Origin of the sequence: Acinetobacter sp. C26M, assembly GCF_023702675.1 — a bacterium.
Taxonomy (GTDB): Bacteria; Pseudomonadota; Gammaproteobacteria; order Pseudomonadales; family Moraxellaceae; genus Acinetobacter.
Genome location: NZ_CP098478.1, coordinates 3,735,747 through 3,748,999, shown reverse-complemented (window position 1 = coordinate 3,748,999; position 13,253 = coordinate 3,735,747). Strand labels below are relative to the sequence as shown.

Genomic DNA, 13,253 nt, shown 5'->3' with positions numbered 1-13,253 from the left:
TAGATAAATAATATATTTGTATAAATGGGACGATTCCCCCATAATACCAACCACAGCACGATGATTCATTTTAGAATGAATAAGTTGCTTACCAAATTTGCGAACCCTCTGGATGTGATTATACACATCCTTTTTATGCTCAGTTATCCCTATATAACTGAGCTTTTTTTTGTCCGCTATTCACCTAATTAGGCACGAACAACTTCACCTGTCAGTGCATTCAAAATGCGACTTGGCTCTCGGCTCAAGCCTAAATCACCTTCGAGATAATTTAATGAAGTGCTGAAGTAGTGCTGGGCTTCTTCTAAGCTTTGTGCGGGGGAGAGACCTGCAGGGTTGGCGCTGGTAGAGACAATAAAGCCACCAAATTGCTGGCACAGCTGCATGCATAGAGGATGGGTAGTTACACGAACTGCGACCAAAGGATGCTGCCCTTTGATCCATGTTGGAATACTTTGATCAGCAGGCAGTAGCCAGGTTGTGGCACGTTCTGTCTCAAGGCGATTCGACCAGCTTGCGATCACTTGTGCTCGGATTTCTGCATTTAAAGTTGGTAGCAAATGCTCAACTTGGTCTAAATGCCCTGCCAATAAAATCACGCCTTTTTCAACGGGACGATGTTTGAGTTCTAAAATGTCTTGAAACGCTTGTTCATTGAATGGATCACAACCCAATCCCCAAACTGCTTCTGTGGGATAAGCCAGAACTTGTCCTTGCTTTAAAAGTTGAGCTGCTTCAGAAATCGAGGAAGTAATCATGGGAAGTATGTGAAAACAGGAGAGAGTATGACTAGTTTAATGCATTCGGCGACAACGTAAATAGCGTCCTGCTTGTTGCATGCATAAACCGAGTAATTCTAACTCCATTAATTGTGCTGTCAGTTCTGCAATGGGGACCGGATGGCGTTGAATCAACTGATCCAGATCTTGTCCGACCCAATCTAAAACTTGATAAAGCGCAATCAGATGATTGGGTAACGTTGCTGGGGCTATGGGTGCTACTTCAGTAGGATGTTGCTGGGTTTGCCATTGCGTTGGTAATGCAAGATCTTCGATGATTTGCTCGGGATGATCGACCAACGTCGCACCTTCGCGAATCAGTTGATGACAGCCTTGATGATGCTCACTGTATATATGCCCAGGAATCGCGAACACCATTTTACCTTGTGTTGCCGCCTCATTCGCGGTGATGAGAGAACCACTTTTGAGTGCGGCTTCTACCACTAAGACGCCGAGGCTAAGACCACTGACAATACGATTACGTCTAGGGAAGTGTTGTTGCAAGGGCATGGTGGTCGGTAGAAACTCGGTGACAATCGCACCTGATTGAACAATTTGTTGTGCCAGTTGGGTATGTTGTGATGGATAAACCGTATCTAGACCTGTACCCGTCACTGCAATGGTGCGCTGATGAGCCAGTCCACCTTGATGTGCGGCCTGATCAATTCCATGTGCGAGACCGCTACTGATATAAAAGCCTTTTTCACTTAAATAATAAGCAAAGTCATAAGCGACCTGCCGTCCATGAGGGCTGGGTTTACGACTGCCCACCATGGCAATTTGCGGTTGTAATAATGCTTGCGCCTGACCTTGCCCAAACAAAATGGGCGGACGATCTACATATGGCAATAGTTGAGTTGGGTAGCCAATATCATCAGGCGTTAAAATAAAATCACTATGTTTATAAACAAGATCAAGTAATTGTTGGAATTGTTGTTGTCCTTGAGGGCTTTGAAATTCGTCTACGCGTTTTAAATGATTGGCATGTAAGCCAAGTTGAGACCATTCAGAGAAACGATGTGGCAGCGTCGCTTGCTCACAATTGCCAAAATGTTGCTGAATTTTGGCAAAACTGGAGAGCGAATGTTGAACCAAGTACCACACCAGCACAGTGTGATAGTGGTGCGGTGACAGTTGATTCAACATCTGCTTGAGAACTTAGTCGTCGAGACGAGGTGGTTTGATATCTGAGCCAAGCTTAATTGGTAACTCACTTTCGAGTACATAAGCATAGCTGATACGGTCAAAACTCTTAAAGATCATAACACTACCTAGGTATTGCCCCGGGAGTTTTACTTTCTCTTTAGTTTTTGGATCACGTACTGTTTCACCATCTTGATAGATGCTAAAGACTTGCCCTGTTTCAACACCGTCAGCTGTGCCACGATCTACAGTAACAACACCATTTTTGGCTGCTGTACCGATTGATCCCATCACGCGAATAATTTTACCGCCGTCTTTTACCTGATTGGCATCAATTGGATAGAATAAAGTCGGTAGCATGGCATCTTGTTCAGCCATGATACGATCACCACGACGAACTTCACCGTTATAACTATCTGTCAGTTCAACTGTGGTGATGTCATTTTCGTTACGAATCGCAACGGCTGAAGCGACTTGGGTCAATTCAACACCAATGATTTGTTTTTTGCCATTTTGATCTAATGCGGTGTAGGGTTCACCTTCACGGAATACGCCATAGCGTTGACCGTTTTCAAGTCCTTTACCACGTACATAAACACTTTGACCTTTACCTGCCATTACACGATTATCTGCTGTACCTAAGATATAAGGTGTATTGGCAATCGCATCTGCTGGAATAACGAGGGTACGTTCTAACCATTGCTGGATATGTGCCAAAGGAATTACGGGAACACTATTGTTCAACGCTTCAACACGAACCTGTGGACGTAAGTTTGAAGTATTACCTGTATAGCGACGAATAATACCGTCACAGCCATCACCTTCATCTTTACCGATTAAAGGTTTACCGTTCAAACTACAAAGTAGTAAGCGATCCCCTGGATAAATCCAGTGCGGATTTTTCACATGTTTATTACTTGCCCAAATTTCGGGCCAGCGCCAAGGCTTACTTAAAAACTTACCCGAAATATCCCAAAGCGTATCGCCTTTTTTCACCACATAGACATGCGGCGCACCGACTTTGACTGAAGGTGGACTGACATTTGGGCTGGCTGCGTGGGCAAAATTAATGCTCATGCCTAATCCCGCACAAATTGCAGCGGCAATTAGTTGTTTTTTTAACCCCAAGGCATGAAATGAGTGTATGCCGTTTAAAACCTTTTTCATTATCATAATTCCTAAAAATTATGTGTGTAGTTGCGTTATAATAACGACTTTACACACAATTTTTTTGATCAAGTATTCCCTTTAGTTGGTTTTTTGATCAATGGCATAAGTGAGGACGACTGTATGGCCTTATTACCTATTCTAAGTTTTCCTGATCCCCGCCTTCGTACCATCGCCAAACCAGTCGAAGAAGTCACTGATGATATTCGTCAGCTTGCAGCAGATATGTTTGAAACCATGTACGAGGCACCGGGTATAGGTTTAGCGGCAACTCAGGTTGATCATCATATTCAGCTTATTGTTATGGACATCTCTGAAGAGAAAAACCAACCGATGGTGTTCATTAACCCCAAAGTCATTCCACTGACCGAAGATACTCAGCCTTATGAAGAAGGCTGTCTCTCTGTGCCTCAAATATACGATAAAGTTGAGCGTCCGTCACGTGTAAAAATCGAGGCAATTAACCTTGAAGGTCAAGCATTTGTGTTAGAAGCTGACGAACTTCTCGCTGTTTGTATCCAACATGAAATGGATCACTTAAATGGCAAACTTTTTGTCGATTATTTATCGCCATTAAAGCGTCAGCGTGCACGTGAAAAAGTGGAAAAAGTAGTTCGCCAACGTGAAAAAGAAAAAGTAAGCGTCAAACGTTAAGCGATAAACACTGTTAAAGATGCTTTCTTTGTTTCGTTGTGGTTTGTTACTCGCATTCACCGCGGTCTGTTTACAGATTGCGGTTTTCTTGCAGCCGCTACTTCCGAAGCAATATCAAATCGCGCCTGTATGTGAAACCATTACCAAGGCATTGCTTTTGCCTCAAGCGGAAACAGCGCAAAGTCACTCGGCACATAGTACACATCATCACAGCCATCAGCTTGAGCACGCTCAAGTCTCGATGCCGCAGCATGATCATCATGATCCCAATCATCAATGTCAGTACTGTACGGTCTATGCCAATTTAGTATTGCCACCTGAATTGGGTGTAAAAGAAGTTCTGGTCCGTATCCACATCCGTTTAGTTGCTTATCAACAAGCTTTCAAGCATGTTTACTTTGCACTGCAACGGCTGTTCTTATTGCCACAAGGGCGGGCTCCGCCACTCTCTGCATAACTTAAAAACTTCATTTTCGTTAGGGTTTTCAGAACTCTAGCGCTGTTTTATTTATGTTTTGAAGAGAGACCGATCATGGCTCAACCTAAATTTTTATTACAACCCCTCACGGTTGCGATTCTTGCTGCCTCAAATACCGCAATGGTCTGGGCAAATCCAGTTGTACAAGAAGATCATTCACATACTCATGTTTCACTGGCGCCAATTGTTGTGACTGCACAACAACCGAATGAGAATAATGGTTTGGTGGTGCAAGCTGATCCTAAACAGCCGATTCAACCTGTACCTGCAACAGATGGGGCAGATTATTTACAGAGTATTATGGGTTTTAATGCCATTAAAAATGGTGGTACCAATGGTGATGTCACGTTCCGAGGCATGTTTGGTTCACGCATTAAAATGTTGGTGGATGGCAGTGAAAACCTTGGCGCTTGTCCATCACGAATGGATGCACCTACCTCATATATTCAGCCTGAAAGTTTTGACAAAATTACCGTAATCAAAGGACCGCAAACAGTTCAATATGCCAATACGGGTTCAGCCGCAACAGTAATTTTTGAGCGTGAACCTGAAAAATTAACACAAGAAAAACCGTATCGTGGGCAGGCCAGTGTGGTGATGGGCTCTTATGGGCGTCTTGACCATAATGTTGAAGCTGCTGTTGGTGATGAAACGAAATATGCGCGTTTAAATGCCAATCGTTCGGAAGCGGATAATTATAAAGATGGTGATGATCAATCCGTACATTCGAACTGGAAACGCTGGAATGCTGACCTTGCTCTTGGTTGGAAACCAACAGATGATTCTTGGTTAGAGCTTCGTGCAGGTAAAGGGGATGGTGAAGCTGCCTATGCAGGCCGTGGTATGGATGGTTCTCAATTTAAACGTGAAAGCTTAGGTCTACATGCTGAACAGAAGAATCTGACGGATGTGATTAAGAAAGTCGAAGCACAAGTTGACTACAGCTATAACAATCACATCATGGATAATTTCCGTTTACGTACACCGCCAATGACAACCATGAAGATGCATGGCATGGACATGACTGTACCGAATAAAATGGAAATGGAAGTTGCCCGCCGTACCTTGAACACCCGATTAGCGGTTACGACAGACTGGGACAGGTTCAGTGTGGTGTCTGGGGTCGATACCCAGCATAACAAACATGGTGGCAACATGATCATGTATGCCATGCCAAGCATGAATTCACCATTTAGCAATGATCTGAAATTCCAGTCTTATGGTGCGTTTAGTGAATGGACTTATAACACCGATGCGAATCAAAAATGGGTTGCAGGTGCGCGCGTTGATCAAGTCAAAATTGACAGTCTGGAAAATGGTAAAAGTCGAAGCGATACCAACCCAAGTGGTTTTATCCGTATCGAAAAAACCTTACCTGAACACGGCTTAAAAACCTATGCAGGCTTAGGTTATGTTGAACGTACTCCAGATTTTTGGGAACTTTATAGTACCTCTACCGATCGTGGTGTCGGTTCAACCGATATGATGGGTAAAACAAGCTATCGTATGATTGATAACTTAGACAACCTGAAAAACGAACGTACTGCGCAATTAGATCTAGGTTTTCAAGCGGAACATGGCGCATGGAATACATGGGCTTCTGCTTATGCTGGTTTAATTAAAGACTTTATCTTGTTGCAATACGGTGGATCAAATCAACGCTATCCTTTGGCGCGTAATGTAGATGCGACCATTGCTGGAGCTGAAGCTGGGGTCGGTTATCAATTTACAGATCACTTGCAAGCGGATGTTTCAACCATGTATGCATGGGGTAAAAACACTTCTGATGGTCGTGCTTTACCACAAATTGCACCCTTAGAAGGACGTGTGAACCTACGTTATGTGGAAGAAAAATACAGCTTGGGTCTGTTATGGCGTGCTGTTGCTAAGCAAAACCGCGTGAGTTTGAATGAAGGTAATGTGGTTGGCTACGACATGAATCAAAGCAAAGCATTTAATACTTTAGCTTTAAATGGAACTTATAAGCTCACAGATGCGGTTGATGTTTCTGTAGGCGTAGATAATGTGCTAGATAAAACCTATACCGAACACCTGAATAAAGCAGGCGCATCTATGTTTGGTTATGGGGCAAGTGAGCAGTTCAATAATATTGGACGCAACTATTGGATGCGTATGAGTATGAAGTTCTAAGCAACAAAAAAACAAGGTGGCTCAGCCACCTTGTTTTTCCTAAGTTTAAGCCAAACAGTCTTGTTTTGGCATTAAGCTATCGCAATACAATGGATTTAAAGCACATTGCAAATCATCAATTTGTTCTTGGGTCACATAGCCTTTGGCTTTGAGATATTCTGCAACGCGATCATCACGCAGACTTAAAAATGCTGCATCATAAACGCCTAAATCAACAAATAAAGCAGCGGTTTCTAAGCTATTAAAATGGTCTAAGAATACATCATTTTCATACATTAAGAAAATGTGCGTCAAAGCAGCATTGGCATCGACTTTTAAGCGTTGGGCTAATTGTTCAGGGCGCGTTTTGATAAACAGTAAATCTGAAAGTTCATCGAACTGGGTTTTATCCAGTTGGTTTTCACCGCCTTTGACATGTCCTAACCATGCTTTAAATACCAATACTGCACCACCACGTAACAGCATACTCCAGATTTGATGACGTGTTTCATGATCAAGATGAGATGATTCTGCTTCGAGTGCGTCTAAGAAAGTCTCTTCTTGCTCTGCCAGTTTTTCAAACAAGCCAAGCCCTTGTGGGTGATAGGCAGCAGGTGCAAACACATCAAAATTGAGTTGGTTAAATACATTGAGTGCCAGTGGAACAGCGGCTTGGTAAAGCGTATTCAGTGCGCGTAAATGTGTTTCATCCAGTTTGCTGTGCACAAAGATGGTTTGCCAGTCCAGTTCTGGTAACAGGGCATTCGCACTGTATTGGCGATAAAACTGTTGTGAGCTATGGTCAGTTGAAGGGTGGCTGTTATTCATGATCAATGTCCTTTTTGACAATTTGTAATGAGAAACCCAACAAGCCGAGGTCTAGGTTTCGTTGAACTTGATCAATTTATGCGGTATCGAGAAAACAAGTAGAATACGACTAAAGTTGTAGATGTGATTTTAAGGGTTGAATTTAAAAGCAAAAACAAACACTTGTTAAATTGTAAGTAAGTGTACAAACGTTCACTAATGTAAGTGAACGTTTTTGCCATAGCCAATAATGATTTGAGCACTTTGGTCAATTTATCGTCGACCGAAGTGCATTGTTTTGATCATTTTGGCCTATGTTGCAAAATATTTTGCTAGTTATTGCATGGGCATGATTTTTAAACCAGATAACCACGCGCGTAAGCCTGCAGGTTTGAGCGGCTTTTTCAACAACACAATATTCTGCTGTTTTAAGTAGTGCGGGAGCTCTGGGTCAGAATCTGCGGTAATAAGCGCGACTGGAATATGGGGCAGTCGATGTTGCTCAATGAAGTCTAGACCGCGTTGATCATGGTTCAAATGCTGGTCGATCAGCCAGACCTGAATGTCCTCTTGTTCAATCAGTCGTAGTGCTTGCTCAGGTTCTGTTGCAGTAAAAATCTGATAGCCCCATTTGCTCAGTAAAGTGCGCATGCCTTCTAAAATGGTTTCGTCATTGTCCAGACACAATACTTTATAGGCGGTATGTTGTAGTGCCGTCACATGCGGTGTTGCCATTTGAATTTTTGGTGCTTCGGCAAGCGGTACTTCAATCATGAAGCAAGAGCCTTTGCCCAATTCTGAATAAACATGCACAGGAAAATCGAGCAGGCTGGTCATACGTTGTACAATGGCAAGGCCTAAGCCCAGACCTTGTTCACCCCAAGGCGAAGTATGTCCACAGCGTTCAAACTCTTGGAATAGTTTTAGGCGTTGTTGTTCATGAATACCTGGTCCTGTGTCCCAAACTCCGATACGAATATGGTTTGGACGCTGTGCCGAACGTAATACACCAACGACTACACGACCTTGAGCGGTATAACGCAATGCATTGCTGACAAAGTTTTGAATAATACGTCGCATCCATTGTGGATCGGTATCGACCCAAAATTTGGTGTCGTGAACTGACAGTTGAATATTGCGCTGTGCAGCAATGGATTTGAACTGTAATTCCAGATCATTTAATAGGTCATGCAGTGCATAAGCTTGGCGCTTTGGCTGAATCGTACCCCCTTCTAAACGGGCAATATCCAGTAGCGCAGAGAGCATGCTTTCTGCACCATACAAGGCACGATCCAGTTGTTGCAAGGTCTGTTGGTCTTCCGTTGAATGCACACTCTGCTCTAATGCGGTACTAAATAAACGGGCAGCATGCATCGGCTGTAATAGATCATGACTGGCCGCGGCAAGGAAGCGGCTTTTCGATTGATTGGCTTTATCTGCTTGTTCTAGCGCGAGTTGTTGCTCGGTCAATGCATTGGCAAGCTGCTGAGTTCGATCACTAACACGTTCTTCCAATACTGCTTCATTTTCACGGAAGGCAGTAATATCGGCAAAAGTGGTCACGAAACCACCGCCTTCAATTGGATTACCACGCATCTGAATGACCAACCCATCTTTGCGAATCCGCTCAAACTCATGTGCGCTACCCACTTTCATCCAGTGCAGTCGTTTACGCACATGTTCCTCAACAGGGCCAGGACCACATTCACCGCGTTCAGCGTTATAGCGAATCAGATCTGCGATCGGACAGCCGACGTAGACCAGATCTTTAGGATAATCAAATAGCTTTAAATATTGGTTGTTCCATGCCACCAGACACATATTTTTATCCACCACACTGACGCCTTGGGTCATATGGTCGATCATGGTCATGAGTAGGTTCTGGTTAAAACGCTGCCATTGTGAGGCTTGGTCGAGAATATTGGCAACTTGCCCGAGTGCCAAGCCATTGTTAATCATGGCAGTAGTGAGCAGTGTACGGGCAGAAGCTGCGCCAATAATCCCTGCCAGATACTGCTCAGTGAAACGCCACCACATACCATTGGCAACGTGATTTTCATTTAACACGACATGGTTTTGTTCACAAAACTGTTGGAAGGCTTGAAGGGTAGGTTTATCACCCGTAACCCGTTTGGCCAGAGCCAATAAGTCACCGACTTTCAGGCGTGCGGCATTCAGGTGTAGATCGCTTAGATCTGTATTGGACTGAGCCGATGGTAGAGGTTTACTTTCATAATAGAAAAAGCTTTCTGCTTGAATTTGCTCTGCTACACTTGGACGATATAGACGAGACACCCAGATATACAGCACCACATTGAGCCCCAGTGACCACAACACACCGTGGGTGAGGGGAGCAAAGGATTCGAATCCAAGCAATGCTTCAGGGCGTAAGCCATTGATATCGAAGGGGCCAAACAATAACAGATGTTGTGCAAATTCTTGATAGTGATCTGGTAGGCTGCGCAATACTGTTGGAAACAGCAGTGTATAGCTCCACATGGCAAAGCCCATGAGTAGGCCGACATAGACGCCTTGGCGACTTGCACCACGCCAATATAGCCCACCAATCAAGGCGGGAGAAAATTGTGCCACCGCACTAAAGGCCAATAAACCAAAGACTGAAAGTTGATTGATATCATTAAAGAAATGGAAGAATAAGAAGCCCAGTAACATCACACTGACGATACTAATGCGACGTGTCAATTTGAGTACGCGAGGTAGGTGCTGATCATGGCGAGAAATGATTTTAAAGCGCCATAATGCGGGCATGATCAGGTCATTACTGAGCATGATCGACAGTGCTACTGAAGCTACCAACAGCATGCCTGTAGATGCAGAGAAACCACCCAAAAATGCCAATAAGGCCAACCATTCTTGTTGATAGCTTAAAGGTAAGGCCAATACCGCAATATCAGGTGTACCAAGTGATTCAGGTAAAGAGTGTAGCGCCCAACTGGCAATCGGAATAATCGCAATCACAGTAAGAATCAGATAGGCCGCGAACCAGCGTCGTGCACCACGAATATGCTTTTCATCCCGTAATTCAACCACTGCTACATGAAATTGACGTGGCAAGCAAATCATGGCTAAGCCTGCAAGTAGGGTTTGAATCCAAAAAGTTTCAGGCACTCCCAGTTGTTGCAGGTCATGAAAATGCTGACTGACATCGCTGCTGACCTGTTTGATGTTGTCGGGTGACTGCAATAAGAAAAAAGCAGCAACACAGAGCAAAGCAAACAGTTTAACAAAGGACTCAAACGCCACTGCGAGCATTAAACCACCGTGCTGTTCGGTATGCGCAATATGGCGAGTGCCAAAAATCATTGCCAAAATCGCCAGCACTGCGGTCAGCACTAACACACTATTGGTAGTGGTATGGATATGCGCATTTTGCTCGAGAATGACGGATGCACTGAGGGCAATGGCACGCAATTGCAAAGCCAAATAAGGCACGATTGCAATCACGGCAAGGATGGTTACCAGTGCTGCTAAGCTACCACTTTTGCCATAACGCGCTGCGACAAAATCGGCAATCGAAGAAATCGCATGATGTTGACGTATTCGACCTAAGCGTTTCCAGATGTCATAACCAAACCAGATGAACAGCAAGGGACCGAGATAAATCGGTAGAAAAATAACCCCCTGACGTACCGCAGCACCTGTTGCGCCGTAAAAGGTCCATGATGAGCAATAGACGCCTAAAGTCAAACTAAACAGTAGCATGCGGCCGCGAGTGCTTAAACGGCTGGCATGTTTTTCACCAAAAAAAGCGCAGCCGAATAACAGCACAATATACAGGGCAAGCACACCAAGAATAAGCCAACTGTTCATATTGCTCACGTGATCAAATTCCATTTTTTATCATACCCGAAGTGCGGGTATAGCAAGGAGTAGAGATTGTCATTTAGAGACCAAAGTCTAAGTTACGAGTCAAGCATAATCTTGTTACTTTGGATAATGAAAAATCCCATGTGAAAAAGGGGTCCACGGTTGGACACAAAAATAAGGAGTCAATTATGGATGATTCACAGGTAGATCGAATTCTACGAAATCCAAAGTTTCAAGAGATGGTCAGCAAAAAGCGCACATTAAGTTGGACATTAACAGCAATCATGCTGTTTATCTACGTTGGGTTTATGCTTTTGGTTGGCTATAACAAAGAATTTTTAGCAAGTTCATTTAGCGGTGGTGTGACCACGTGGGGAATTCCCCTTGGTTTAGGCATTATCGTATTGTCATTTATCTTATGCGGTGTGTATTCCTATATTGCCAATACGAAACTTGACCAACTGAATGAAGCAGCCCTCAAGGAAGTTGAGGCCATTGCACATGAAAAAGGGATGCACTGAGATGAAAGGGACATCATTCAAAGCGATACTGTTCACGCTGCTAAGTTTTTGCTGCTCAAGTATTGCATTCGCGGGTCCAGACCTAGGTGCTGCTGAACAGCAGGCGACCAACTGGCACGCAATCATTATGTTTATGATCTTTGTCGGTTTCACATTGTTCATTACCAAATGGGCGGCAAAGCAAACTCAATCTGCACAAGACTTTTATACGGCAGGTGGTGGAATTAGTGGATTCCAAAATGGTTTGGCGATTGCGGGTGACTATATGTCAGCGGCATCATTTTTGGGTATTTCAGCACTAGTTTTTAGTTCAGGTTTTGATGGCTTACTTTACTCACTTGGTTTCATGGTGGGTTGGCCAATTGTACTTTTCCTTGTTGCGGAACGCTTACGTAACTTGGGTAAATATAATCTGTCAGACGTGGTGTCATTCCGTTTGGAAGAAAAGCCAGTCCGTACCTTGGCGGCTTTCAGCTCATTGGTCGTGGTTGCGTTCTACCTGATTGCACAGATGGTAGGTGCAGGTCAGTTGATCAAATTGCTATTTGGTTTGAACTACAACATCGCAGTTGTGATCGTCGGTCTATTGATGATGGCTTATGTGATCTTCGGTGGTATGTTGGCAACGACTTGGGTACAGATCATCAAAGCGGTGATGTTACTCAGTGGTGCGACGTTCATGGCCTTTATGGTAATGAAAGCAGTTGGCTTTAGCTTCACTAATATGTTTAACCAAGCCATTGGTGTGTATAGCCAAGCGCATAGTATGAGCTGGGAGGAAGCATCAAAAATCATGGGGCCAGGCAAACTCGCGGCAAATCCAATTGATGCGTTATCACTTGGTCTTGCGTTGATGTTTGGTACGGCAGGTTTACCTCATATTCTTATGCGTTTCTTTACCGTAAAAGATGCGAAAGAAGCACGTAAATCAGTTGTGGTTGCAACAGGCTTTATTGGTTACTTCTATCTGCTCACCTTCATTATCGGTTTCGGTGCAATCCTATTTGTTGCGAACAACCCACAGTTCCTTGATGTTGCAAAAGCAGCAGTGACAGGAAAATTAGAGTTGGTTGGTGGTAACAACATGGCTGCTGTGCATTTGAGTGATGCAGTTGGTGGTGACTTGTTCATGGGCTTCATTTCAGCGGTCGCATTCGCAACAATTCTTGCGGTGGTAGCTGGTTTGACTTTGTCAGGTGCTTCAGCGATTTCACATGACTTATATGCCAACGTGTTCAAAAAAGGCAAAACTACCCCTGAATCTGAATTGAAGATGTCAAAAATTGCAACTTTAGGTTTAGCAATCTTTGCCATGATCTTGGGTATCCTGTTTGAGAAGCAAAACGTTGCTTTTATGGTGGGTCTAGCATTCTCAGTTGCATGTTGTGCAAACTTCCCAATTCTCGTGTTATCAATGTTCTGGAAAGGTTTGACCACACGTGGTGCAGTGATTGGTGGCGTTGTTGGTTTAGTTGGTGCGGTAAGCCTGATCATTCTATCTAAAGCAGTTTGGGTCGATACTTTGGCAATTTCTGAAACTGCGCCAAACCCATTCAATGGTCCAGCATTATTTGCAATGCCTTTATCATTCCTTTGCTGCTGGTTCTTCTCTGTAACTGATAAATCAGCGCGTGCAGAGAAAGAACGTAAAGCCTTTGATGCTCAGTTTGTTCGTTCAATGACAGGTATTGGTGCTTCTGGTGCATCAGATCACTAATCAAAACCAAGTATAAAGTAAAAGCCCTC

At 43.8% G+C, this 13,253-nt stretch carries 10 protein-coding genes; 5 read left to right on the top strand and 5 right to left on the bottom strand.

Translation table 11 applies throughout. The features are described 5' to 3' along the window. Positions 1–188: 188 nt before the first annotated feature. From tsaC to NDN11_RS17235, 3 genes are read right to left on the bottom strand one after another with little or no spacing between them, the layout of a single operon-like run. Entirely contained in the window at positions 189–758 is a 570-nt protein-coding gene (tsaC, locus tag NDN11_RS17245; protein WP_251110314.1) for an L-threonylcarbamoyladenylate synthase type 1 TsaC, read from the bottom strand. A gap of 36 nt (positions 759–794) precedes the next feature. Next, positions 795–1,925 carry a DNA-processing protein DprA gene (gene dprA / locus NDN11_RS17240; RefSeq protein WP_251110313.1) on the bottom strand — a complete coding sequence of 377 codons (1,131 nt, stop codon included), beginning with the start codon at positions 1,923–1,925 and terminating at the stop codon, positions 795–797. A 12-nt stretch (positions 1,926–1,937) separates the two neighbouring features. After that, the gene (locus tag NDN11_RS17235; RefSeq protein ID WP_251110312.1) at positions 1,938–3,089 is read right to left on the bottom strand and encodes a LysM peptidoglycan-binding domain-containing protein; all 1,152 of its coding nucleotides are present in this window, start codon (positions 3,087–3,089) and stop codon (positions 1,938–1,940) included. A gap of 123 nt (positions 3,090–3,212) precedes the next feature. On the opposite strand from NDN11_RS17235, the gene def reads away from it, so the two are divergent. The 3 genes from def (at position 3,213) to NDN11_RS17220 (ending at position 6,372) form a co-directional block, all read left to right on the top strand. After that, on the top strand, positions 3,213–3,743 hold the full coding sequence (gene def, locus NDN11_RS17230) for a peptide deformylase (RefSeq protein ID WP_004802009.1): 531 nt from the start codon (positions 3,213–3,215) through the stop codon (positions 3,741–3,743). Positions 3,744–3,762: 19 nt separating this feature from the next. Next, positions 3,763–4,200 (top strand): DUF2946 family protein, encoded by a 438-nt coding sequence (locus NDN11_RS17225; protein ID WP_167250913.1) that lies wholly within the window; start codon positions 3,763–3,765, stop codon positions 4,198–4,200. A 75-nt stretch (positions 4,201–4,275) separates the two neighbouring features. After that, a complete protein-coding gene (locus NDN11_RS17220; RefSeq protein ID WP_251110311.1) occupies positions 4,276–6,372 on the top strand; it encodes a TonB-dependent copper receptor in 2,097 nt (698 codons plus the stop codon). A 45-nt stretch (positions 6,373–6,417) separates the two neighbouring features. Here the strand turns inward: NDN11_RS17220 and NDN11_RS17215 are convergent, their stop codons facing one another. Next, positions 6,418–7,179: a hypothetical protein gene (locus NDN11_RS17215; RefSeq protein WP_251110310.1), complete on the bottom strand. Its 762-nt coding sequence runs from the start codon at positions 7,177–7,179 to the stop codon at positions 6,418–6,420. Between the two features lie 315 nt (positions 7,180–7,494). Beyond that, positions 7,495–10,989 carry a hybrid sensor histidine kinase/response regulator gene (locus NDN11_RS17210; RefSeq protein ID WP_251110309.1) on the bottom strand — a complete coding sequence of 1,165 codons (3,495 nt, stop codon included), beginning with the start codon at positions 10,987–10,989 and terminating at the stop codon, positions 7,495–7,497. 185 nt (positions 10,990–11,174) lie between these two features. Here NDN11_RS17210 and NDN11_RS17205 point away from each other — a divergent pair, with 185 nt between their 5' ends. Both NDN11_RS17205 and NDN11_RS17200 read left to right on the top strand, forming a co-directional pair. After that, the gene (locus NDN11_RS17205) at positions 11,175–11,507 is read left to right on the top strand and encodes a DUF485 domain-containing protein (protein ID WP_004656466.1); all 333 of its coding nucleotides are present in this window, start codon (positions 11,175–11,177) and stop codon (positions 11,505–11,507) included. Position 11,508: 1 nt separating this feature from the next. Next, positions 11,509–13,224 carry a cation acetate symporter gene (locus tag NDN11_RS17200; protein ID WP_167250905.1) on the top strand — a complete coding sequence of 572 codons (1,716 nt, stop codon included), beginning with the start codon at positions 11,509–11,511 and terminating at the stop codon, positions 13,222–13,224. Positions 13,225–13,253 lie beyond the last annotated feature (29 nt).

What these genes read in the sequence shown, in the direction of transcription:
- NDN11_RS17205 (WP_004656466.1), top strand. Translation starts at nt 11,175, where the DNA reads ATGGATGATTCACAGGTAGATCGAATTCTACGAAATCCAAAGTTTCAA.
- NDN11_RS17200 (WP_167250905.1), top strand. Translation starts at nt 11,509, where the DNA reads ATGAAAGGGACATCATTCAAAGCGATACTGTTCACGCTGCTAAGTTTT.
- tsaC (WP_251110314.1), bottom strand. Translation starts at nt 758, where the DNA reads ATGATTACTTCCTCGATTTCTGAAGCAGCTCAACTTTTAAAGCAAGGA.
- NDN11_RS17225 (WP_167250913.1), top strand. Translation starts at nt 3,763, where the DNA reads ATGCTTTCTTTGTTTCGTTGTGGTTTGTTACTCGCATTCACCGCGGTC.
- def (WP_004802009.1), top strand. Translation starts at nt 3,213, where the DNA reads ATGGCCTTATTACCTATTCTAAGTTTTCCTGATCCCCGCCTTCGTACC.
- NDN11_RS17235 (WP_251110312.1), bottom strand. Translation starts at nt 3,089, where the DNA reads ATGAAAAAGGTTTTAAACGGCATACACTCATTTCATGCCTTGGGGTTA.
- NDN11_RS17210 (WP_251110309.1), bottom strand. Translation starts at nt 10,989, where the DNA reads ATGAACAGTTGGCTTATTCTTGGTGTGCTTGCCCTGTATATTGTGCTG.
- dprA (WP_251110313.1), bottom strand. Translation starts at nt 1,925, where the DNA reads ATGTTGAATCAACTGTCACCGCACCACTATCACACTGTGCTGGTGTGG.
- NDN11_RS17215 (WP_251110310.1), bottom strand. Translation starts at nt 7,179, where the DNA reads ATGAATAACAGCCACCCTTCAACTGACCATAGCTCACAACAGTTTTAT.
- NDN11_RS17220 (WP_251110311.1), top strand. Translation starts at nt 4,276, where the DNA reads ATGGCTCAACCTAAATTTTTATTACAACCCCTCACGGTTGCGATTCTT.